The organism is Pseudomonas sp. Cab53, from assembly GCF_018325965.1.
GTDB lineage: Bacteria > Pseudomonadota > Gammaproteobacteria > Pseudomonadales > Pseudomonadaceae > Aquipseudomonas > Aquipseudomonas chlororaphis_E.
Window position 1 is genome coordinate 1,933,357 of record NZ_AP021902.1, and the last position, 23,053, is coordinate 1,956,409.

The following is a 23,053-nucleotide window of genomic DNA, read 5'->3' on the forward strand; positions in this document are numbered from 1 at the left end:
TTTCCTCACGAGAGAGCGGCCATCGGTTGCGCCGAGGCAACCAGCAGGCGCTTGATTTCCGGTACGCAGGAACCGCATTGCGTGCCACAGCCCAATTCCTTTTTCAGCCCCTGCAAGTCCAGGCCGCGTTCGATGCCGGCGCAGATCGCGCGCTGGCTGACGTTCAAGCAGTTGCACAGTGTCTTGCCGCCGCTACCGCCACCCACCGCCGCGCCGACATTGCCTGGCGGAGCGCTCAATGGCGCCAGCAGCCAGCGGCGCAGTTGTTCATCACTGCGACCTTCCTGCCACAGATTCTGCAACCAGTGCCGGGCGAGGGTTTCGCCGGCCAGGCGGATGGCGGTGATGCGACCGTTCTCGATCCGCACCCGTTTGCCGATGGCACGACGCGGATCGTCGTAGGCCAGCACCGGGCCGTCGATCAGCCCCAGTTGCTCGTCGATGTCCTGCAGCAGTTCGGGATCGGGCGCTGCGGCGCTGGCCGCGCGAATCACCAGCGCCGGGCGTTCACGGCCGGTTAGGCTGAGGCTGACGTAGGCAAACGCCTCACAGAGCGGTCGAAGCGTCTCCAGATGCTGTTGAACATCGCCCTCGATCAATGTGAACAACTGCCAAGGCAGGTTCACCGGTTCCAGGCGTACGCCGCTGTGCTTGAGTTCCGGCTGTTTCGACAACGGGTCGAAGGCCGGTTGGGTCAGGCGGTTGACCCCACCCTTGAGGAACCGGTCGCCCCAGTGCATGGGCAGGAACGCCTGGCCGGGACGCACGCTTTCGTCGCTGTCCACGGCCACGACCACCGCGCCGCGCCGGCTTTTCAGGCTGACCAGGTCGCCGGCCTGCAAGCGATGGCGCTGCAGTTCGTCAGGGTGCAGGCTGAGGACGGCTTCATTCACATGACCGAACAATTGTGCGGCGGTGCCGGTGCGGCTCATGCCGTGCCATTGATCGCGCAGCCGCCCGGTGTTCAGGGTTAAGGGGTAGCGTACGTCGCGCAGCTCCCTGGCGGCACGATACGGTTCGGCGACAAATCGCGCGCGCCCGCTGTCGGTGGGAAAGATCCCGTCTTCGTACAAGCGCGCGGTGCCGGTCGTGGCGCCTTCCGGGAAGGGCCATTGCTGGGGGCCGAGTTCATCGATCAGGGCATGACTGATGCCGGACAGGTCGAGGTCGCGCCCGCGGGTCAGGTGTTTGTATTCGTCGAACACCTGGGCCGGGCTGGCAAAGTCGAACAGGCTGGGCTGGCCCGGCCGCAGGCGTTGTTCCAGGCGCTGGGCGAAGTCCACGGTAATCGCCCAGTCCGGGCGTGCTTCACCGGGCGCGTTGACCGCCCGGCGAACGTGGGAAATACGCCGTTCGGAGTTGGTCACCGAACCCTCTTTCTCGCCCCAGCTGGCCGCGGGCAGCAGCAGGTCGGCGAAGGCGGCGGTCTCGGTGGTGCGGAACGCTTCCTGCAACACCACGAACGGACAGGCTTGCAGCGCGTCCCGTACCGCCGTCTGGTCCGGCATCGATTGGGCCGGGTTGGTGCAGGCGATCCACAAGGCCTTGATCTTGCCGCTGCGCACTTCGTCGAGCAGCTCGATGGCGCTCAAGCCCGGGTTGGCAGGCAATTGCTCGACGCCCCAGTAGCGGGCGACCTCATCGCGGTGTTCCGGGTTGTTGGCTTCCCGATGACCGGGCAACAGGTTCGACAGGCTGCCGGTTTCCCGTCCGCCCATAGCGTTGGGCTGGCCGGTCAGCGAGAACGGCCCCGCGCCCGGACGGCCGATTTGCCCGGTGGCCAAGTGCAGATTGATCAACGCGCTGTTCTTCGCACTGCCGGCGGTGGACTGGTTCAAGCCCATGCACCACAGCGACAGGAAACTCGGCGCGGTGCCGACCCATTCGGCGCACTGGTGCAGTTGTTCGACACTGATGCCGCACACCTGGGCGACCATGGCCGGGGTGTAGTCGCGCACCAGGTTCTTCAATTCAGCCAGGCCTTCGGTGTGGGCCTTGATGAAATCGCGGTCGACCCAGTCTTCCCACAGCAACAGGTGCAAAATCCCGTGGAACAAGGCGACGTCGGTTCCCGGCAGGATCGCCAGGTGCAGGTCAGCCAGGTCGCAGGTGTCGGTGCGCCGAGGGTCGATGACGATGATTTTCATCTGCGGACGGCGGGACTTGGCTTCTTCGAGGCGACGAAACAGGATCGGATGCGCGTAGGCCATGTTGCTGCCGACGATCATCACGCAATCGCTCAGTGCCAGGTCTTCATAGTTGCAGGGCGGGGCGTCGGCACCGAGGCTGCGCTTGTAGCCGACCACGGCCGAAGACATGCACAGGCGCGAATTGCTGTCGATGTTGTTGGTGCCGACCAAGGCCCGGGCGAGTTTGTTGAACGCGTAGTAGTCCTCGGTCAGCAACTGGCCGGAAATGTAGAACGCCACGCTGTCGGGGCCGTGCTCGGCAATAGTGGCCGCGAAGACGCTGGCGGCATGCTCCAGGGCGCTGTCCCAGTCGGTACGGGCGCGGGCCAGGCCCTTGCCCAGGCGCAGTTCGGGGTACAGGGCGCGGGCGGCGAGGTCGCCGGTCAGGTGCAGGGTCGAGCCCTTGCTGCACAGTTTGCCGAAATTGGCCGGGTGGGTGGGGTCGCCACTGACGCCGAGAATGCGCTCGTCGTCATGGTCGATCAGCACGCCGCAACCGACCCCGCAGTAACAGCAGGTCGAGGCAGTGGTTTGGTGGCTCATCAGCTTGCGTCCCGTAGCGCCAGCAGGACCCGGCCGTTTTCGACACGGGCCGAATGATGATGGGCGCAGCCCACATCCGGCGCCTGGGCCTCGCCGCTTTGCAGGTCGATCTGCCAGTTGTGCAATGGGCAGGCCACGCGTTTGCCGTAGATCAGGCCCTGGGACAACGGCCCCCCTTTGTGCGGGCAACGGTCGTCGAGTGCGAAGACTTCATCGTCGCTGGTACGAAAAATCGCGATATCGCCTTTCGGGCCCTGGATGATGCGTGAGCCCAGGGCGTTGATCTCTTCCAATGCGCAGATATCCAGCCAGTTCATGCCGGCACCTCCAGGTTCTTCACGGGGATGACTTCGAACTCTTTTTTCAGCTGGGGTTGTTCCAGGCGCTGTTTCCATGGGTCCTGTTCCAGGGCCAGGGAAAATTTCAGGCGTTCATGCAGCGCTTTGCGGCGAGCCGGGTCTTCCAGCACGGCTTTCTTGATGTGCTCCATGCCGACCCGCTGCATGTAGTGCACGGTGCGCTCGAGGTAGAAGGCTTCTTCGCGGTACAGCTGCAGGAATGCGCCGTTGTATTCGCGGACTTCTTCGGCGGTCTTGAGCTTGACGAAGAACTCGGCGACTTCGGTCTTGATCCCGCCGTTGCCACCGATGTACATCTCCCAGCCGGAGTCGACGCCGATGATGCCGACGTCCTTGATGCCCGCCTCCGAACAATTGCGTGGACAGCCCGAGACCGCCAGCTTCACCTTGTGTGGCGACCACATGTTGAACAGGTCGTGCTCCAGTTCAATGCCCAGCTGGGTGGAGTTCTGCGTGCCAAAGCGGCAGAACTCGCTGCCCACGCAGGTCTTCACGGTGCGGATGGACTTGCCGTAGGCGTGGCCGGACGGCATGTCGAGGTCTTTCCAGACGCCCGGCAGGTCGTGCTTCTTGATGCCCAGCAAGTCGATGCGTTGCCCGCCGGTGACCTTGACCATGGGCACGCTGTATTTATCGGCGACGTCGGCGATGCGGCGCAACTCCGCCGGCGTGGTCACGCCGCCCCACATCCGCGGCACGACCGAGTAGGTGCCGTCTTTCTGGATGTTGGCGTGGGCGCGTTCGTTGATCAGGCGCGACTGTGGGTCGTCCTGGGCTTCGCCGGGCCAGGTGGAGATCAGGTAGTAGTTCAGGGCCGGGCGGCAGGTGGCGCAGCCGTTGGGGGTGCGCCAGTTCAGGTAGCTCATGGTGCCGGCGATGGTCAGCAGGTGTTCGTCGCGGATCGCCTGGCGGATCTGGCCGTGGTTGAGGTCGCTGCAGCCGCAGATGGCTTTCTCGCTTTTCGGCTTGACGTCCGCCGCACCGCCCACGGTGTTGATCAGGATCTGCTCTACCAGGCCGGCGCAGGAGCCGCAGGAACTGGCGGCCTTGGTGTGTTTTTTCACGTCATCGACGCTGAACAGCCCGTGTTCCTGGATCGCCTTGACGATGGTGCCCTTGCACACACCGTTGCAACCGCAGACTTCGGCGCTGTCGGCCATGCTCATGGCTTTGTCCTGGCCCTGGTGGCCGACATCGCCCAAGGCGTTTTCACCGAACATGAGGTGATCGCGGATTTCGCTGATCCCGGCGTTTTCACGGATCTGGCGGAAATACCAGCCGCCGTCCGCCGTATCGCCGTACAGGCAGGCGCCGACCAGCACGTCGTCCTTGATCACCAGCTTCTTGTAGACGCCGCCAATCGGGTCGGAGAGGGTGATGGTCTCGGTGCCTTCGCCGCCCATGAAGTCCCCGGCGGAAAACAGGTCGATGCCGGTGACCTTGAGCTTGGTCGAGGTCACCGAACCCTTGTAGGTGGCAAAGCCCAGTTGCGCAAGGTGGTTGGCGCAGACCTTGGCCTGTTCGAACAGCGGGGCCACCAGGCCATAGGCCGTGCCGCGATGGTTGGCGCATTCGCCGATGGCATAGATGCGCGGGTCGTAGGTCTGCATCGTGTCGTTGACCAGGATTCCGCGGCTGCACGGAATGCCGGACTTTTCCGCCAGCTCGGTGTTGGGGCGGATGCCGGCAGCCATCACCACCAGATCGGCGGGGATGATGTCGCCGTTCTTGAACTGGACCGAGCCGACCCGGCCGTTGCCGGCGTCGTGCAGGGCCTGGGTCTGCTCGTTGAGGCGAAAGGTCAGGCCACGCTCTTGCAGCGCGCTTTGCAGCAATTGGCCGCTGGTCTTGTCCAGTTGCCGCTCCAGCAGCCAGTCACCGAGGTGCACCACGGTCACGTCCATGCCCCGCAGCTTCAAGCCGTTGGCGGCTTCGAGGCCCAGCAGGCCGCCGCCGATCACCACGGCGTGCTTGTGGGTCTTGGCGGTGTCGATCATGGCCTGGGTGTCGGCGATGTCGCGGTAGCCGATGACGCCTTCGAGCGTGTGGCCAGGGATCGGCAGGATGAACGGCGTGGAACCGGTGGCGATCAGCAGGCGATCGTACTCGGCCTCGGTGCCGTCCTGGGCGATGACCCGGCGCTTGACCCGATCGATCTGCACCACCTTGCGGTTGAGCAGCAGGTTGATGTGATTGTCCTGGTACCAGCTCAGGTCGTTGAGCACGATCTCTTCGAACGTCTGCTCGCCGGCCAGCACCGGCGACAGCAGGATACGGTTGTAGTTGGTGTGGGGCTCGGCGCCGAACACCGTGATGTCGTACAGCTCGTTGCTCAGCTTGAGCAATTCTTCAAGGGTCCGAACCCCGGCCATACCGTTGCCGATCATCACCAGTTTGAGTTTTTTCATCAGGGTTCTCCGCGAGCTCATGCCCGTTTCATCACGGCGATCGGGCTGACTCGGCCATTTTTTCGAAAACAAAAAAGGCGTCCCGCTAGCAAGCTAGCGAGGACGCCTTTGTCCTGGTCCCGTTCTCTCGGGAGGCACCGCCCTCATCGTTGGAGGCGTTGCCTTATGTCTGTTGCCAGGGGTTATGCAGTGGTTGTGCCAAGTGGGCCGAGGGTGCGGATTTATTGGGCGGGCCGCTGGTCGGGCGCGCAATGGCGGGATTTATTGCACCGAATCAAAGCGTATTGCCCGGTAATGGAGCGTTGGGGCTGGCGCATCGCGGCGTAAGCTTTGCTCCTGCATCGGATCCATTGTGGGAGCGGGCTTGCCCGCGAAAGCGGTGCGTCAGTCAACATCCATGCTGAAGGTGCTGACGCCTTCGCGGGCAAGCCCGCTCCCACAGGATCTCAGCTGTGAAATACCAGGAACAGCAGCACGATGTTCACCACCAGAGACAGCAGCGCCAACGTGCGCCAGACCTTCAGCGGCTCGCGTTCCAACAGTGGCCGGGGCCTTACGCTCAAGCTGCGACGTTCGCCCTGTTCCAGCAACAGCAGCCATTCCTCGGCGGTTTCGAAACGCTCGTCCGGGTCTGCCGCCACGGCGCGCTCCAGACTTTGCCCGAGCCATTCCGCCAGGTCCGGTCGATAACGGTGGGCACTGACCGGCACGCCAAAGCGCGGCCGCTGGAACGCCTCGATCTCGCCATAGGGGTAGTGGCCGGTCAGCAGGAAGTACAGGGTCACGCCCACGGCGTACAGGTCTTGCCGAGCGGTCGGCGCGTGGCCGGCGAAGGCTTCCGGGGCGATGTAGCTGGGCGTTCCGGGCAAGACGTTGGCCTGGTCTTCGGACAGCCCCGGGCAGTAGGCCAGCCCGAAATCCAGCAGGCGCAATTCGCCATCGTCCCCCAGGTGCAGGTTTTCCGGCTTGATGTCGCGGTGGTAGATCTGTCGTCGATGCAGCAGCCCCACCGCGCGCACCAGCCGTTGCGCCAGGTCCAGCCATTGTGCCAGTGGCAACGGGCCACCCTGGTCGAACAGTTCGGCCAGGGTCGCGCCGGGGTATTCGCGCATCACGTAATACAGGTGCTGGCGCTGGGGCACGCCATGGACTTCCGGAAATTGTCGACCGGCGACCCGCCTGAGAAACCATTCTTCGGAGAGCAGCGCTTGCCCGGCCCGACTGTCGTCCCGGAGCTGGCCGGGCAGGGTTTTCAACAGCCATGGCTGGCCCTGGCCGTCGTGCACCCGGTAGAGCAGTGATTGCTGGCTTTGACCGAGCAAAGCTTCGACCTGCCACCCCTCGAAGGCCTGGCCTGCTTTCAGCGCTGGGGGCAGGGGCCATTGCTGCAACTGGATCAGCGCGTCGCCGATGCTCGCTTCGCCCAAGGCGTCGACGCGCACCAGCAAGGCGCTGGCGTTGTCCTGGCTGCCGGCCAGGTGCGCGGCGTTGACCAGGGTCTGCGCTGCGCGATCGAGGTCCGGTTGGTCGCGCAGGACGCCGGCGATGGCCGTGTCCCCCAGGGCGGCCCAGACGCCGTCGCTGAGCAGGACGAAAGTTTCGTCGGGGCGCAGTTCGCCATCGAGGAAATCCAGCACCAGGTGTTGATCCAGCCCCAACGCTCGCTTGAGCACATGTTGCATGCCCTGTTGGTCCCAGACGTGGTCTTCGCTGATGCGATGCAGATGATCGGCGTGCCAGCGGTAGACCCGGCAATCGCCGACATGGGCGAGGGTGAAGCGACGGCCCCGCAGGACCAGCGCGCTGACGGTGGTGAGCAGCGGTTGCCCGCCACCGTTGGCTTGCAGCCAGCGATTCTGCGCCAGCAGCAGGCGATCCAGTGCCTGGGCCACGCCCCAGGTTTGTGGCGTGGCGTAATAGTCCAGAGCCAGCGCCTGCAAGGTCGACCGGGCCGCCAGCCCGCCGTCGGCGCATTGGCTCACGCCGTCGGCGATGGCGAACAGGTAGCCCTTGCTGGCGGCCAGGGCCGGGGCCGGGGTGACCAGGCGCAGGGCGTCCTGGTTTTCGTCCCGTGGGCCGATGGCGCTGGCTTCGGCAAAACTCAGTTGCAGGCTCATGGAGTTGGCTTACACCCGGGCGGCGGTGACGGCGGCCGAACCCCAGGTGGTTCTCCAGCGACGCTTGACGCCGTACAGGCCGAACCAGGCCAGGACGCCGAGGCTGGCGAACAACCACAGCGCCATCTGGTAGCTGCCGGTGCTCTGCTTGATCGCACCCATGCCCGCCGCCAGGGCGAAACCGCCGATGCCGCCGGCCATGCCGATCAGCCCGGTCATCACGCCGATCTCGCGACGGAAGCGTTGCGGCACCAGTTGGAACACCGCGCCGTTGCCCGCACCCAGGCCGAGCATGGTGCAGACGAACAGGGCCAGGGCGGCGTAGGAGTTCGGCAGGTTGAAGCCCACCGCGGCAATGCAGATGGCCGCGACGGTGTACATGCCCAGCAAGGTGCGGATGCCGCCGAAACGGTCGGCCAGGGCGCCGCCCAAGGGCCGCATCAGGCTGCCGCCAAAGACGCAGGCGGCGGTGTAGTAGCCGGCCGTCACCGGGCTCAGGCCATACTGGTCGTTGAAGTAGCCGGGCAGGGCGCTGGCCAGGCCGATGAAGCCGCCGAAGGTCACGCTGTAGAAGAACATGAACCACCAGCTGTCACGGTCGCCCAGGGCCTTGAGGTAATCGGCCATGGATTTGGCTTTGGGGCGCTCGGGAGCGTTCTTGGCCAGCCAGGCGAAGAGGACCAGGGTCAGCGCCAGGGGGATGAGGGCGAAACCGAACACATTGGTCCAACCGAACGTCACGGCCATGATCGGCGCGATCAACGCGGCGAGCACGGTGCCCGAGTTACCGGCACCGGCGATGCCCATCGCCTTGCCTTGGTGCTGGGGCGGATACCACTGCGAGGCCAACGGCAGGGCCACGGCGAACGAAGCCCCGGCCACCCCCAGGAACAGGCCCAGCAGCAGGGCTTGTTCATAGCTGTGGATGCCCAGCTTCCAGGCGCAGAACAATGCGCTGATTACGATCACCTGACCCACCATGCCGGCAGTCTTTGGCGAAATCCGATCGGCCAGAAGGCCCATGAACAGGCGCAGCACCGCGCCGGCCAGGATCGGCGTGGCGACCATCAGGCCGCGTTGCTGGGTGGTCAGGTGCAGGTCGGTCGAGATCTGCACCGCCAATGGGCCGAGCAGGTACCAGACCATGAAACTCAGGTCGAAATACAGGAAGGCCGCGAACAGGGTCGGGGTGTGGCCGGATTTCCAGAAGCTTGAATTCATCGCGCACCTCAGCGGTTAAAGTCTCGAAAATGAGTCAGTGCTTCGAGGTGGTGCGCCACAACGGCGACCCCCACCGACCCCGGACGTTGGGGCCAAAGCAAAAAAACGCCGCAACCCGAGTCGCCAAGCCAGGCGAAAAGGGTGTGCGACGTCTTTGTCGTAGGTGGGGCAACCGCCGTTGGTTACCTGTGAGGTTGCTTAAGCGAGATCTGTGCCAACCTGTGAGGGCTATCGCGAGCAAGCTCGCTCCCACGGTAACTTGGGGGGCTCAGAAAGGCAGTGCTCACCCTAAAGCCCGCTCCCACAGGTGACTTGGGGTGTTCACAAAGGCAGTGTTAACCCTAGAGCCCATGTGGGAGCGAGCTTGCTCGCGAAGGCGTCGGGCCAGGCGCCGCGGGGCGTTCAGCCGAGCAGTTCGTTCATGGCAATGATCTGCTCGGCCACCTGGATCAGCTTCTGCTGGCGGCTCATGGCCTGGCGGCGCATCAGGGTGTAGGCCTGTTCTTCGTTGCAATCCTTCATCTTCATCAGCATGCCCTTGGCCAGTTCGATGCGCTTGCGTTCGGCCAGTTGCTGGTCGCGGGCCAGCAGTTGGGCGCGCAGGGCCTGGTCGCTTTCGAAGCGGGCCATGGCCACGTCGAGGATCGGTTGCAGGCGCGCGGCGTGGATGCCTTCGACGATGTAGGCGCTGACCCCCGACTTGATGGCCTGGCGCATCACATCAGGGTCGTGCTCGTCGGTGAACATGACGATCGGTCGTGGCTGGTCGCGACTGACCAGCACCACTTGCTCCATCACATCGCGTCCGGGTGACTCGGTATCGATCAGAATCACGTCCGGACGCACCGTTTCGACGCGTGCGGGCAAATCGATGGTCAGGCCGGATTCGTCGATCACCTCGAACCCGGCTTCAATCAGGGCCGCTTTCAGGCGCCCGACTTTTTTCGCGGTGTCATTGATCAGCAGGATACGCAGCATGTGGAAGGCTCCTGTCAGCGACTGGCGAAAAGGGCGGCGGCATCGCTCAAGGCGTGCAGCTTGAAGCTTTTGGCATACCCGGCCGGGTCCGTGCCGTCCCAGGTGGTGCCGTCGATCAACAGGCTGCTGCGCATGTCCGGCAGCGGGGCGGGGATGTCCAGCGCCGCGCAGGCTTCACGGTACAGCGTGAGTTGCTGGACTTGCCGCGCCACGTCCAGGTAGTCCGGGTCCTCGCGCAGCAAGCCCCAGCGGCGGAATTGGGTCATGAACCACATGCCGTCGGACAGGTACGGCAGGTTCACCGCGCCGCCCGCATGGAAGCGCATGGCGTGAGGATCCTGCCAGCTGTTGCCCAGGCCGTCGGCATAGATCCCCAGCAAGCGCGGTTCGATGCAGTCCAGCGGGGCGTCGAGGTATTGCGGCGCACTCAACAGTTGTGCGGTGCTGCGGCGGTTCTCGCTGCTCTGCTCGATGAAGCGGCTGGCCTCGAGGATCGCCATCACCAGGGCCCGGGCGGTGTTGGGGTACTGCTCGACGAACGCGCGGGTGCAGCCTAGGACTTTTTCCGGGTGGTCGGGCCAGATGGTCTGGGTGGTTGCCAGGGTGAACCCCAGGTTCTGCTTCACCGCGCTGGCGCACCAGGGCTCGCCGACGCAGAAGCCGTCGATCCGCCCGGCCTGCAAGTGGGCGATCATCTGGGGCGGCGGCACCACCACGCTGTCGACGTCGGTCAAGGGGTGGATGCCCTGGGCCGCCAGCCAGTAATAGAGCCACATGGCATGGGTGCCGGTGGGAAACGTCTGGGCGAAGGTCAGTTTCGGGCGAGATTGGTGCACATGCCGTTCCAGTGCCTCAGGACTGGTCACGCCCTGGGCCTGCAAGCCGTGGGACAGGTTGATGCTCTGGCCGTTCTGGTTCAGCCCCATCAGCACGGCCATGTCGGTGGGCGCCACGCCGCCGATGCCCAAGTGCACCGCGTAGACCAGGCCGTACAAGCTGTGGGCGGCGTCGATTTCACCACTGACCAGCTTGTCCCGCAGGTTGGCCCAGGATGCCTGGCGCTTGAGGTTCAGGGTCAGGCCGTAGGGCTGGGCGAACCCCTGGGTGGCGGCCACCACCAGGGGGGCGCAGTCGCTCAGGGCCATGAAGCCAAGATTGACCGCGCTCTTTTCCGGGGCATCGCTGCCATTGACCCAGGCCAGGGGGTTGGCTGGAACTTCATTCATCGCGCATCACCTTCCACATGAAAGCGCCGCCATCCGGCTGGATGACGGCGCCCTTGTCCTCAAAACCGTGTGGCACTCATCCCGGCAACGGCATGGGCACCGATGAACGAAAAGGGTGCAAGGCATATGCCAGCCCGGTGCTCATCATCTTTGCATCAAGATTTCAGGCGCCGCGCCTTTCATCCTGTCGCTCCTTCCATTCGCCACGTTGCAGAGGAGACACCGGTGCAGGACACATCATCTCGCTCCACGGTATTGACTGACCCGCGCGAGCGGGTGGTGCACCTGCGGGTCGTCCAGGGCGCGGTGGCGCTGGACAGCGCAGGGGGCGGGCAGCGGCAGGCCCTGCCGAGCGGTTGGCAAGGGCTGGTGGTGCTGCGCGACCCGTTGCGGTTTTCCGGTGACCAATTGCACGTGCTGCCGGTCTGCCCGGCGCCGCTGGTGAAGTTGCAGGCGTTCTTCGACATGAGCGATGCCTTCGCCGCGAAAAGAACCGAGGTCGCGCCATGGGCCTTGTTGCCGGTGGCGGATGACGTCGTGCGGACTCCGGCGCGGCTCGAGCGCTGGTTCATTGAACAGGCGCTGGGTGGCACCCCGGGTTATCACGCCGTTGCACCGTTGTTGCGCCAGCATGAAAGCTACGGCCTGGTGCGTTTTTTGTTGGAGCAAGGCACCCGCAGCGAAAAGCTCAACACCCTCGCGCAGCGCTACGGGGTGTCGGTCTCGCACTTTCGCCGGCTCTGCCGGCAGGCCCTGGGCAGCGCGGCCAAACCGGCCTTGCGCGGGTGGCGCACGGCCCAGGCGTTGTTGGACATGAGCCTGGGCAACGGTTCGCTGACCGACGTCGCGCTGGCGTTCGGCTTTGCCTCTTCCTCGCATTTCTCCAAAGAAGTGCGCGAGCTGGTGGGGTTCGCCCCCAGCAGCCTGGCCGACATCACCTACCTGCCGGGCAAGTGAACCGATGAGCCGTCGCGCGTTGTCCCTGTCCTTGCTCCTGCTGCTCGCACCCCTCGCGGCGTGGGCCGACGTCTACAGCTTCGAAGCTCGCGAGCAGAGTGCGCGAACGTTTTTCAGCGAGCTGTCAGGCGTGCTCGGCAAGCCTGTCATCGTCAGCAAGGTGGCGGCGGCCAAGCGGGTGGGCGGCACCTTCGACTTGCGTACGCCACAGCAGACGTTCGAGCGCATCAGCGCGCAAATGGGCCTGATCTGGTACAGCGACGGTCAGGCGATCTACCTGTACGACGGCTCGGAAATCAAAAGCTCGATGGCCTCGTTGCAGACGCTGACGGTGGCCAAGCTGCTGGCGTTTCTCAAGCAATCCGGGCTGCACGACCCACGCTACCCGTTGCGCAACGACGGCCTGCGCACCTTTCACGTGTCCGGGCCGCCGATCTACGTCGACCTGGTGCTACAGGCCGCGCAGTTGATGGACAACCAGCGTTCGGAGCTGTTGTTGGGCAAGCAGCAGATCGGCGTGATCCAGGTGCGCAATACCTTCGTCAGCGATCGCCAGTACGAATTGCGCGATGACAAGGTGACGCTGCCGGGGTTGGCCAGCGTGATCGAGGCGTTGTTGCGCGGTGAGCCGCAGCCGGTCGAGCCCACGGTGGCCCAGGCGCCCGGGCCACGGTCGCGGGCGATGATGCCGGTGTTTCCCCTCGAAGGCCTGGCGAACACGGCCTCGGAACACGACCCCACCGCGCCGCGCATCCTCGCGCGGGAAGTGGCCGCCGGCAACATTCGCGTGGTGGCCTACCCGGACACCAACAGCCTGCTGGTCAAGGGGCTGCCGGAACAGGTGCGCTTTATCGAGAACCTGGTGAACGCGCTGGACACACCCAAGCGCCACGTCGAGCTGTCGTTGTGGATCATCGACCTGCACAAGGATGAGCTCAACCAACTGGGCATCAACTGGCAAGGCGCGGTGAAATCCGGTGGTACGTTCAGTGCCTCGCTCAACGCCGGTTCGGCGACCACCCTAGACGGTGCGTCGTTCGTCACCCGCGTACTGGCCCTGGAGCGCACCCAGCGGGCCAACGTCGTGTCGCGCCCGGTGATCCTGACCCAGGAAAACGTCCCGGCGATCTTCGACAACAACCGTACCTTCTATGCGCCGCTGGTGGGGGAGCGCAGCGTCGACCTGCAACACGTGACCTACGGCACCCTGGTCAGCGTACTGCCGCGCTTCGCCCAGGCCGACGAGATCGAGATGTCGCTCAACATCGAGGACGGCAACGAGGTCGAGCGCCCGGCCCAGGACGAGCGCCAGGGCGCGTTGCCGACGGTGGGCCGTACCCGCATCAACACGGTGGCGCGGGTGCCCCAGGGCAAGAGCCTGCTGGTGGGTGGCTTTACCCGTGACGACCACGGCGAGCAGATCGGCCGGGTCCCTGTGTTGGGCTCGATCCCGTGGCTCGGCAGGTTGTTCAGCTATCGCCAGAGCCGCTCGGCCAACACCGTGCGGGTGTTCCTGATCCAACCCCAGGAAATTCGCCAGGCCCTTGAACCTGACACGAGCGAGCCGGGCGGCCCATTGCTCACCCCGGAGCAGCACGAGCGCTTGCGGCGTTCTTACTTCAGGCTGTCGCAACCATGAGCCTGCCGCCGGTTTCCATGGGCGGACGCTCCGCCCAGGCCCGCCTGAACAGCGAGAAGGCCGCCGAGCATCCGCAGCCGTCGGTCGACGCCTGGGCGGACGCGGACGACAGCGCCACGGCGGCGGTGGCGCAGCGCATGGTGCAGATCAGCGACGAGCTGTCGGCGGCGCTCACCCAATTCCGTGGCCGGCGCTTGTTCGAGCTCAAGTCCGAAACGCCGACCGACACCTTCGAACGCGTGCTGGAGGACGACACCGTGCCCAAGGCGCGGCAGGTGCTGAGCCTGGCGCGGCTGGCGGACAAACCGGTGGCCTGGCTGCTGGACATGGCGCGGCAACTGTTCCCCGACGACAGCGACCTGGCCCTGGTGCTGCGGGCGTTGTTGCGCCGACACAACCTGCAAAGTCCGACCCGCCAGCGCCTCGAAACGCTGTTGCAGACGGTGGTTGCCCAAGGCTCGCCCAAGCGCATGAACGCCGGGATCAACGCGGCGCTCAAGGCGCGGATGTTCGGCGCGAGCATGGCGGTGCGGGCCGGCCTGCTGCGGGAAACCTACCGCGACTTTCTCGAATCCGACGACGGCCCGCTCAATGCCTACCAGGATTGGATCGCCCTGTACGGACCGTCGCAGCGCATGAACGTGCTGGCCTTCATCGAGGCCGCGTTGCTCACCGACATCAGCGCCCAGGACCCCAGTTGTTCCCACGCCGAGTTCGGCCAATTGCTGGGACGACTGACCGACCTCAAGCACCTGCGCTCGACCGACGGGCTGTTCATCGACGCGTTGCTGGGCGATGCACTCGTCTGCCGGCACAACGCCGATGAGGCTGACTGGCTGGTGTTCCTGTTCGGCGTGCTGGCCTACCCCGATGACCTCGACCAATGGCTGCTCGGTGCGGTGGGCGAGCCGGTGCTGCTCAGTTCCCACCGTGACCGTTCGGCGCTGTTGCAGACCGTGCGCCGGCTCAGCCTGCGCTTGCCGCCGTCGTTGTTCGTCGATGAAGACGCGCCGGTGCGCCTGGCCCAACAGTTCACCCGCCTGGCCGATGTCGCCTATGCCCATGAATGCCTCGAACAGCGCCGCGCCGGCGGTTGCCCGTGATGCCGTCCCGGAGCCTGGCCTGAATGCTTAATGTGTTTTTGCGCAACGTCAGCGCGCGCCCGGAACTGCTGATCCTGAGCCTGATGGTGATGATCATCGCCATGCTGATCATCCCGTTGCCCACGGTGCTGGTGGACGCGCTGATCGGCCTGAACATCGTCATTTCGCTGCTGGTGTTCATGGGCTCGTTCTACATCGAGCGCATCCTCAGCTACTCGACGTTCCCGGCATTGCTGTTGCTGACGACGTTGTTCCGCCTGGCGTTGTCGATCAGCACCAGCCGGCTGATCCTGAGCCAGGCCGACGCCGGCGAGATCATCGCCTCGTTCGGTGACTTCGTGATCGGTGAAAGCCTGGTGGTGGGCTTCGTGATTTTTTCCATCGTCACCATTGTCCAGTTCATCGTCATCACCAAGGGCTCGGAGCGGGTGGCCGAGGTGGCCGCACGCTTCTCCCTGGACGGCATGCCGGGCAAGCAGATGAGCATCGACGGTGACCTCAAGGCCGGCGCCATCGATGCCGCCCAGGCCCGGGAGAAACGCAGCGTGCTGGAGCGTGAAAGCCAGTTGTACGGCTCCTTCGACGGCGCGATGAAGTTCATCAAGGGCGATGCCATCGCCGGCATCATCATTATCTTCGTCAACTTCATCGGCGGCATGGCCATCGGTGTCGGGCAATTGGGCATGGACATGTCCATGGCCCTGTCGACCTACACCCTGTTGACCATCGGCGATGGCCTGGTGGCGCAGATTCCCGCGCTGCTGATCGCCATCGGCGCCGGGTTCATCGTCACTCGGGTCAACGGTGACGACAGCAACCTGGGTCGCAACATGCTCAGCCAGATGCTCGGCAACCCGTTCGTGCTCGGTGTCACCGCGTTGCTGGCGGTTGGCGTCGGCCTGCTGCCGGGTTTTCCCTTGCTGACCTTCCTGGCCATCGCCAGCGCGCTCGGGCTGGTGGTGTTCGTGCGCCAGCGCAAGGCCTGGCGCCAGGGCTCGGCAGAACAGCGCGCCGAACCCGCCGGTCAGGACGCGCCGCAGGCCGATTCTGGCTTGCTCGAAGACGTCGACCACATCGCCACGGAGACCGTCGCACTGATGCTGCTGGTGCCCGCCGCACGTTTGCCGGCGCTGGAAAAGCAGCGGTGGGCCGCGCGCTTTCGCAGCCAGTTCTTCGTCGACTACGGCTTGCGCATTCCCGAACCCCGGCTGCGGGCCAGCGAAGCACTGCCGGCGCATCAAGTGGCGGTGCTGATCAATGAGGTGCGCGCCGAACAATTCGACATTCACTTCGACCACTGGCGCCTGCTGGACTATTCACCCGAGCTTGAGCCCCTGGGGTTCGCCCTGGTGCGCGGCAACGACAGCAATCGCCAGGGCGGGGTCTGGGTTGGCGCGGCCGACCGCGAGCGGGTGCAGCAACTGGGCTATCACCTGCGCCCGGCGGACGAGGAATGCTATCGCTGCCTGGTCACGTTGCTGGCGCGCAACATCCGCGAGTTTTTCGGTGTGCAGGAAACCAAGCAACTGCTCGACGAAATGGAAAGCCGCTATCCCGACCTGCTCAAGGAAGTGTATCGCCACGTCACCGTGCAGAAGATCGCCGAAGTGCTGCAGCGCCTGATCGGCGAGCGCATTTCCGTGCGCAACATGAAGCTTGTCCTTGAATCGCTCGCGCACTGGGCCTCCCGGGAAAAAGACGTGTTGGCGCTGGTGGAACACGTGCGCGGGGCCATGGCCCGCTACATCAGCAACAAGTTTGCCCAGGGCAACGACTTGCGCGTGCTGCTGTTGTCGCCGGAGTTCGAAGAGGGAGTGCGCCGAGGCATCCGGCAAACCTCCGGCGGCAGCTTCCTCAACCTTGAGCCGGCCGAATCGGAAGAGCTGATGGACCGCCTCAGTGTTGGCCTGGACAGCCTGCACATCGCCCACAAAGACCTGGTGCTGCTGTGCTCGGTGGATGTGCGGCGCTACATCAAGAAACTGATCGAGGGCCGCTTTCGGGAGCTGGACGTCATGTCGTTCGGCGAAATCTCCGAGACCGTTTCGGTCAATGTCATCAAGACGCTGTAGGGAGATCGTTCGTCAATGAACCTGCGCCTGGAACGACACGCCGCCCATCCCCTGCGCCTGAGCGGCCCGCTGATCGAGGCGGCGCTGGGCGAGGTGGTGGTGGGGGAGGTCTGTGAAGTGCGTCGGCACTGGCGCTCGCCCGAGGTGGCGGCCCGGGCGCAGGTCATCGGCTTCAAGCCCGGCGCCGTGCTGCTCAGCCTGCTGGGCGAGGCGAAAGGCCTGTCCCGGGAGTCGATGATCGTGCCCACTGGCGCCACCTTGCAATTGACCTGCAGCGATGCCTTGCTCGGCAGTGTGGTCGATCCCCAGGGCCGCATCGTCGAGCGCCTGGCACCGTCGACGGCCGTGGCGCAACGGGACTGCCCGGTGGACGCCGACCCGCCGTCGTACCAGCAGCGGCGCCCGGTGGCGCAGCCGTTGCCCACCGGCATTCGCGCCATCGACGGCCTGCTGACCTGCGGCGTCGGCCAGCGCCTCGGCATCTTCGCCGCGGCCGGGTCCGGCAAGACCACCTTGATCAACATGCTGATCGCGCACACCGATGCCGAGGTCTTCGTGATCGGCCTGATCGGCGAGCGTGGGCGGGAGGTGACCGAGTTCATCGCGCACCTGCGCGAGTCGCCCCAGCGTTCGCGCTGCGTGGTGGTGTACGCCACCTCGGATTTTTCCTCGGTGGATCGTTGCAACTCGGCGCTGCAGGCCACCACCATCGCCGAGTACTTTCGTGACCAGGGCCGGCGCGTGGTGTTGTTGCTCGATTCGCTGACCCGCTACGCCCGCGCGCGCCGCGACCTGGCCCTGGCGGCCGGTGAAGCGCCGGCGCGGCGCGGTTTTCCGGCCTCGGTGTTCGATGCCTTGCCGCGCCTGCTGGAACGCCCCGGCGTGACCGCTGGAGGCAGCATCACCGCGTGGTACACGGTGCTGCTGGAAAGCGATGACGAACCGGACCCGATCGCCGAGGAGATTCGCTCGATCCTTGACGGCCACGTCTACCTCAGCCGTGCGCTGGCGGCCAAGGGGCATTACCCGGCCATCGACGTCTTGCGCAGCGTCAGCCGCGTGGCGACACAAGTCACCACGCCGCAGGCTCGGCAATTGGCCGCGTCTGCCCGGGACACGCTGGCCCGTCTCGAACAGTTGCAGGTGTTTGTCGACATGGGCGAGTACAGACCGGGGGCGGATGCGGCCAACGACCGGGCGATGCAATGCCGCGACGCCCTCGAGCAGTGGCTGCGCCAGCCCACGGATGAGCGCTGCGAGCCCGATGAAACCCTGCGCCGCCTGCATGACATCCTCGCTTGATGGGCGCCGCCTGTTGGCCCTCAGTCAGTGGCGCCAACAGCGCGGTGAGCACGCGCTGCTGCGCGCCCAGCGGCAATTGCAGCCGTTGTTGCAGGAACGGCGCGGCTTCGAGACGCAAGAGGCGGCGCTGCTTGAACTGTTGGCCAGCCACCGCGCGAATGACTGCGTGCTGGATCACGGGCAACTGTTGGCGCTGCTGCGTACCCAGGCCGTCATCCGGCGACGGATCGATCTGCTGCGGGTCGAGCGTGACCGCGTCGACCAGCAGTGCGGAGCGGTTGAGCAACAGGTGCAAACCCAGCGCGAGTGCCTGCGTTCGTTGCAGCGCAAGCACCTTCAGCTTCAGGGTGCGGTCGAGCAGCAACGCCGCCGGCAACGGCTGGTGCAGATACGCCAGGAAGAACGGGAGCAGGAAGACATGACGGGGATGAGGCGATGAATCAGATTGTCGGGGCGCCCGCTCGGCCGGTGCAGACGTTGGAGCCCGTTGGTGAAGGGCGACTGGACGAGCCGCGGGACATGCTCGTCCCGGTGCAGGAAGAGGACTTGCCCCAGGGGGTGCTGGACCTTCTGGCGGCGTTGCCGGGTTTCCCCCGACGCCAGTTGGACAGCGGTCGGGGGTTGGCTCGGCATGCGATGCCTATCGTTCAGGAGGGCGACGCCGTTCAGCACCGCGACGCGTCGCTGAGCGGCACGGTCGCGAGGGATGTCGTGCATGAGCGAAGCGTGACCGCGAAGCCTTTGCCACAGGCGAGCCCGTTGTCCGATGCGATGTCAGTGGCGGTGTCGTCACGGCTGGAAATGGCCGTTGAGTACACGAATCTACCCATGCAGGCGGCACCGATGGAGCCGGCGCCGGCCGAGCCGTTCGCGGCTGTCGAGCAAGCGCTGCGCATGTCCGCACCGAATTCGCAGGTTGTCCGTCTTGTGCCCGGCGCCATCCCGGCGCCACTTGCTCCCGTGGTCATGCCGACAGCGCCGGACGCAGGGGTGATGACCTCGCCGGGATTGCTGCAGGTGCCGTTCAACAACGGTGCGGCCAGCGGCCAGGTGACGATCCATCGGCTGCCGGACGAGTCCGCTCGCCTGATGCTCAGCCCCAGCAATGCTCTGGTCCTGGAGCAACTCAAGGAGCCTTTCGCCCAGGCGCGGGAGCCGGCCTGGCGATTGACCGACAGTGACGGCGAACAACCGCGCCAGGGGTCGCAGCAGACGCCGGATGACGATCAGGACGAAGCGCCGGAACATCCAGCGTGAGGGCCTTGAAGCTGCGGCGGGTCGATTCCCGCCTGCATGCCTGCACGCAAGCGATCGAGCGTTGGCGCCGGGCCGGTCGGACGGCTGGGTTGGGCCGGGTGCCCGACCGCTCGGGCTTCATCCAGTTTCGCGCGCAGGGCGACGGCGGGGACTGGCACGGGCTGATCCTGGCCCATGACTGGCTGCATCGAGCACTGCCGACCTCGCCGTCGTGGGTGGGGCGCCAGAGCCCGTTGTCGAGCATCGTCGCTTTGTTCCGTGCGGTGCCTCGGCCCTTGCCGTTGGCGGTGGACGAACTGCGCTACAGCCGGCTGGCGGACATCGAAGGCGTTGAAAGAACGCGATGCCCGACGCACGACCTGCCCTGGCTCGACACGCCTCGCGGGCGCGTGTGGGTCACACGCTTACCGCCGCGGGGCCGCGTGGTCGAGCCAGGGTCACACGCCTGGCTCCAGGCATTGCCGATGCGCCTGGTGTTGCAGTTGGGCGTCAGTGAACTGCGCGCTGCAAGGCTTCGGCGCCTGCACAAAGGCGATGTCCTGCGCATCACCGAGCGGACTCAGCACGGTTTGCTGGCAAACCGTTGCCTGGGCGTTTTCACATTCACCGAAGAGGGCTTACACATGCAACCGAGCGTGGCCGATGCCGATCCACCGATCCCCCCGTCACCTGGCCCGGCCGTCGATCCGAGCGCGCTGATGGTGCGCCTGGAGTTCGTCCTCGCGAGCTGCGACATCGACTTGGCGCGGCTGTCGCAATTCATCGACGGGCAACTGATCCCACTGGCCGCCGATGCCGCGCAGCACATCGAGATTCGCGCCAATGGCCGGCCCGTGGCCGTGGGGGAGTTGGTGCAAATGGAGGCGCAGTTGGGCGTTGAGCTGCTTAAGGTCTATCGGAACGGCAGCGATGAATGACGTTTCGCTGATCGCGCTGCTGGCGTTCGCTTCGCTGTTGCCGTTCCTGGTGGCGGCGGGCACGTGCTACCTGAAGTTCTCCATCGTCTTCGTCATCGTGCGCAACGCCCTGGGGTTGCAGCAGGTGCCTTCGAACATGGCGCTGAATGCGATCGCGCTGATGCTGGCGATCTTCGTCATGACGCCGGTGATGAAGCAGGGCCATGACTATTACAAGCACGAGGCGGTGGTCTTTACCGACCTCGAGTCGGTGGTGAATTTCGCCGAGAACGGCCTGGGCAGCTACAAGGATTACCTGCGTCGGTACACCGACCCGGAGCTGGCGCTGTTCTTCGAGCGCGCCCAGGCGGGCCAGGTCGATGCCGACGCCGACCGGTATGCCGAGGATGACCTGGCGCCGTCGTTGTTTTCGCTGCTGCCGGCCTATGCGTTGAGTGAAATCAAAAGCGCCTTCAAGATCGGCTTCTACCTGTACCTGCCGTTCGTGATCGTCGACCTGGTGATTTCCAGCATCCTGCTGGCGCTGGGCATGATGATGATGAGCCCGGTGATCATCTCGGTGCCGATCAAACTGGTGCTGTTTGTCGCCCTCGATGGCTGGGCGCTGCTGTCCACCGGACTGGTCAAGCAATACCTGACCTTGCTGGCATAGGGGCGGACGATGAACGACCTGGTCTATGCCGGTAACAAGACCCTGTACCTGATCCTGTTGATGGTGGCCTGGCCGATCATCGTCGCCACGGTGGTCGGCCTGGTGGTGGGGTTGATCCAGACCGTGACCCAGTTGCAGGAGCAGACCCTGCCGTTCGGGTTCAAGTTGTTGGCGGTCGCCGCGTGCCTGTTCCTGCTCTCGGGCTGGTACGGCGAAACCCTGCTGGATTTCAGTCGCGAAGTCATCCGCCTGGCGTTGGACTAGGCCGATGTCGATGACCTTGTTCTTTGAGCTGTACGCCGGGTTTGCCGCCGCGCTCCTGGGCCTGGCACGCCTGGCGCCGATGTTCTTCATGCTGCCGTTCCTCAACAGCGGTGTGCTCACCGGCGTGCCGCGCCAGGCGGTGATCGTGCTGGTGGCACTGGGGTTCTGGGCCTATGTGGGCGTGCCCGTGCCCGCCCTCGACAGCCTGGCGTTTCTTGGCTTGATGCTGCGTGAGGCGAGCATTGGCGTGCTGCTGGGCGGGCTGTTGTGCTGGCCGTTCTGGGTGTTGCATGCCATGGGCAACCTGATCGACAACCAGCGCGGCGCGATGCTCAGCAGCACGGTGGACCCGGCCAACGGCGTCGACACCTCGGAGCTGGCGAACTTTCTCCAGTTGTTCGCCGCGGTGGTGTACCTGGAAGGTGGCGGCCTGCTGTTGATGCTTGAAACCGTTGCCCAGAGCTATCGCCTGTGCGCGCCGGTGAGTGGTTGCGCGATGAACCTGCCGGCCATCCATGCCCTGCTGGACATGCTGGTGGGCAAGACCCTGGTGATCAGTGCACCGGTGGTGGCCGCGTTGCTGGTCAGTGAAGCCCTGCTCGGCTTGCTCTCGCGCTATGCGCCGCAGATGAACGCGTTCTCGGTGTCGCTGACGGTCAAGAGCCTGGTGGCGCTGGTGGTGTTGATGCTGTACTTCGGCGTGCACCTGCCGGATGAAGTGCTGCGCATGGGCGGCATGTCCGCAGGCCTGGCCGACTACCTGGATGTTGAAGAGGGCGGGCATGTCGTCCAGCGCCTCGAAGACTGAAAAACCCACAGCCAAGCGGCTCCGGGATGCGGCCCGCAAAGGCCAGACGTTCAAGGCCAAGGACCTGGTCATCAGCTGCCTGACCCTGTGCGGTATCAGCTACCTGGTCTTCAACAGCTCGCTGGTCGAGGTCATGGAGGTCTACCGGCGGATCATCGACAGCGGCTTTGACGCCGACCTGCAAGCGTACTCGATGATGTGGGTGCTGCTGGGGCTGGAAGCGTTGCTGCCGCTGTTACTGGTGTGCGTGCTGACCAGCGCCGTGCCGGCCTTGCTGCAAAGCGGTTTTGCCTTGGCCAGCGAAGCGTTGAAACTCAATTTTGGCGCGTTGAACCCGGTCAATGGCTTCAAGAAGCTGTTCAGCCTGCGCACCGTCAAGGACACCGTGAAGGCGCTTTTGTACCTGGGCAGTTTCGCCCTGGCGCTATGGGTCGTCTGGGTCACGCAACGGCCGCTGCTATTTGCCCAACTGTTCGCCCAGGCCCCCGATCTGTTCGCGATCTGGGGACGTTTGCTGCTGGTGCTGGTGCTGGCGTTCCTGGCCTGTGTCGTGTTGATCGTCGTGCTCGATGCGCTGTGCGAGTACGGGCTGTTCATGAAGGACCAGATGATGGACAAGGACTCGGTCAAGCGCGAACACAAGGAGCAGGACGGCAACCCGCAGATCAAGGGCCGCCGCCGCGACCTGCACATGGAGCTGCTGTCGGAGCAGGTCAAGTCCGACGTGCGCAGCTCGCGCATGATCATCGCCAACCCGACCCACATCGCCATCGGCGTGTACTTCCGCCCGGAAATCACCTTGCTGCCGTTCATTTCCCTGATGGAAACCAACCAGCGCGCCCTGGCCGTGCGGGCGTACGCCAAGGAGGTGGGGGTGCCGGTGGTCAACGACGTGACCCTGGCCCGGCGCATTTTCAAGACCCACCAGCGCTACAGCTTTCTCCAGGTGCAGGAAGTGGAGCAAGTGCTGCGCTTGCTGATCTGGCTGGAGCAGGTGGAGCAGGCGTGAGGCCGATGTGCGCCCAGGCTCATGCACAACCC

19 protein-coding genes are annotated in these 23,053 nt (G+C 65.0%); 12 read left to right on the forward strand and 7 right to left on the reverse strand.

Annotation, left to right across the window (positions count from 1 at the left end):
• Positions 1 to 5: 5 nt before the first annotated feature.
• The 7 genes from KI241_RS08455 to KI241_RS08485 form a co-directional block, all read right to left on the reverse strand.
• Positions 6 to 2,732: a nitrate reductase gene (locus tag KI241_RS08455; protein ID WP_212803558.1), complete on the reverse strand. Its 2,727-nt coding sequence runs from the start codon at positions 2,730 to 2,732 to the stop codon at positions 6 to 8.
• Positions 2,732 to 3,049, reverse strand: a complete 318-nt coding sequence (nirD, locus tag KI241_RS08460) for a nitrite reductase small subunit NirD (protein ID WP_042729587.1) — start codon at positions 3,047 to 3,049, stop codon at positions 2,732 to 2,734. The genes KI241_RS08455 and nirD overlap by 1 nt, the downstream gene beginning before the upstream one ends.
• Positions 3,046 to 5,499, reverse strand: a complete 2,454-nt coding sequence (gene nirB / locus KI241_RS08465; RefSeq protein WP_042729588.1) for a nitrite reductase large subunit NirB — start codon at positions 5,497 to 5,499, stop codon at positions 3,046 to 3,048. Before nirB ends, nirD begins: the two co-directional genes overlap by 4 nt.
• Before the next feature lie 446 nt (positions 5,500 to 5,945).
• Positions 5,946 to 7,616 (reverse strand): bifunctional protein-serine/threonine kinase/phosphatase, encoded by a 1,671-nt coding sequence (locus KI241_RS08470; RefSeq protein WP_212803559.1) that lies wholly within the window; start codon positions 7,614 to 7,616, stop codon positions 5,946 to 5,948.
• A 9-nt stretch (positions 7,617 to 7,625) separates the two neighbouring features.
• A complete protein-coding gene (locus KI241_RS08475) occupies positions 7,626 to 8,837 on the reverse strand; it encodes a nitrate/nitrite transporter (RefSeq protein WP_042729590.1) in 1,212 nt (403 codons plus the stop codon).
• Between the two features lie 402 nt (positions 8,838 to 9,239).
• A complete protein-coding gene (locus KI241_RS08480) occupies positions 9,240 to 9,815 on the reverse strand; it encodes an ANTAR domain-containing protein (protein ID WP_047737436.1) in 576 nt (191 codons plus the stop codon).
• 14 nt (positions 9,816 to 9,829) lie between these two features.
• A complete protein-coding gene (locus tag KI241_RS08485) occupies positions 9,830 to 11,041 on the reverse strand; it encodes a CmpA/NrtA family ABC transporter substrate-binding protein (protein WP_123578600.1) in 1,212 nt (403 codons plus the stop codon).
• Positions 11,042 to 11,266: 225 nt separating this feature from the next.
• Here KI241_RS08485 and KI241_RS08490 point away from each other — a divergent pair, with 225 nt between their 5' ends.
• Genes KI241_RS08490 through KI241_RS08545 form a run of 12 tightly spaced genes read left to right on the forward strand, consistent with a single transcriptional unit; the run spans position 11,267 to position 23,021 of the window.
• A complete protein-coding gene (locus tag KI241_RS08490) occupies positions 11,267 to 11,998 on the forward strand; it encodes a helix-turn-helix domain-containing protein (protein WP_047737433.1) in 732 nt (243 codons plus the stop codon).
• Positions 11,999 to 12,002: 4 nt separating this feature from the next.
• Positions 12,003 to 13,637, forward strand: coding sequence for a type III secretion system outer membrane ring subunit SctC (gene sctC, locus KI241_RS08495; RefSeq protein WP_212803560.1), 1,635 nt, complete (start codon positions 12,003 to 12,005; stop codon positions 13,635 to 13,637).
• Positions 13,634 to 14,740 (forward strand): type III secretion system gatekeeper subunit SctW, encoded by a 1,107-nt coding sequence (gene sctW, locus KI241_RS08500; RefSeq protein WP_047737431.1) that lies wholly within the window; start codon positions 13,634 to 13,636, stop codon positions 14,738 to 14,740. Before sctC ends, sctW begins: the two co-directional genes overlap by 4 nt.
• Positions 14,741 to 14,763: 23 nt before the next feature.
• Positions 14,764 to 16,812 (forward strand): EscV/YscV/HrcV family type III secretion system export apparatus protein, encoded by a 2,049-nt coding sequence (locus tag KI241_RS08505; protein ID WP_047737428.1) that lies wholly within the window; start codon positions 14,764 to 14,766, stop codon positions 16,810 to 16,812.
• Between the two features lie 15 nt (positions 16,813 to 16,827).
• Positions 16,828 to 18,114: a type III secretion system ATPase SctN gene (gene sctN / locus KI241_RS08510; protein WP_212803561.1), complete on the forward strand. Its 1,287-nt coding sequence runs from the start codon at positions 16,828 to 16,830 to the stop codon at positions 18,112 to 18,114.
• Positions 18,098 to 18,553, forward strand: a complete 456-nt coding sequence (locus KI241_RS08515; protein WP_212803562.1) for a type III secretion protein — start codon at positions 18,098 to 18,100, stop codon at positions 18,551 to 18,553. Before sctN ends, KI241_RS08515 begins: the two co-directional genes overlap by 17 nt.
• Complete coding sequence (locus KI241_RS08520) at positions 18,550 to 19,371, forward strand: type III secretion effector protein (RefSeq protein ID WP_212803563.1); 822 nt, start codon at positions 18,550 to 18,552, stop codon at positions 19,369 to 19,371. Before KI241_RS08515 ends, KI241_RS08520 begins: the two co-directional genes overlap by 4 nt.
• Positions 19,368 to 20,288, forward strand: a complete 921-nt coding sequence (locus KI241_RS08525; RefSeq protein WP_212803564.1) for a FliM/FliN family flagellar motor switch protein — start codon at positions 19,368 to 19,370, stop codon at positions 20,286 to 20,288. Before KI241_RS08520 ends, KI241_RS08525 begins: the two co-directional genes overlap by 4 nt.
• Positions 20,281 to 20,940 carry an EscR/YscR/HrcR family type III secretion system export apparatus protein gene (locus tag KI241_RS08530; protein ID WP_123578608.1) on the forward strand — a complete coding sequence of 220 codons (660 nt, stop codon included), beginning with the start codon at positions 20,281 to 20,283 and terminating at the stop codon, positions 20,938 to 20,940. Before KI241_RS08525 ends, KI241_RS08530 begins: the two co-directional genes overlap by 8 nt.
• Positions 20,941 to 20,949: 9 nt before the next feature.
• Positions 20,950 to 21,204 carry an EscS/YscS/HrcS family type III secretion system export apparatus protein gene (locus KI241_RS08535; RefSeq protein ID WP_042732696.1) on the forward strand — a complete coding sequence of 85 codons (255 nt, stop codon included), beginning with the start codon at positions 20,950 to 20,952 and terminating at the stop codon, positions 21,202 to 21,204.
• 4 nt (positions 21,205 to 21,208) lie between these two features.
• Positions 21,209 to 22,012 carry a type III secretion system export apparatus subunit SctT gene (gene sctT / locus KI241_RS08540; protein WP_123578609.1) on the forward strand — a complete coding sequence of 268 codons (804 nt, stop codon included), beginning with the start codon at positions 21,209 to 21,211 and terminating at the stop codon, positions 22,010 to 22,012.
• Positions 21,987 to 23,021 (forward strand): EscU/YscU/HrcU family type III secretion system export apparatus switch protein, encoded by a 1,035-nt coding sequence (locus KI241_RS08545; RefSeq protein WP_212803565.1) that lies wholly within the window; start codon positions 21,987 to 21,989, stop codon positions 23,019 to 23,021. The genes sctT and KI241_RS08545 overlap by 26 nt, the downstream gene beginning before the upstream one ends.
• Positions 23,022 to 23,053 lie beyond the last annotated feature (32 nt).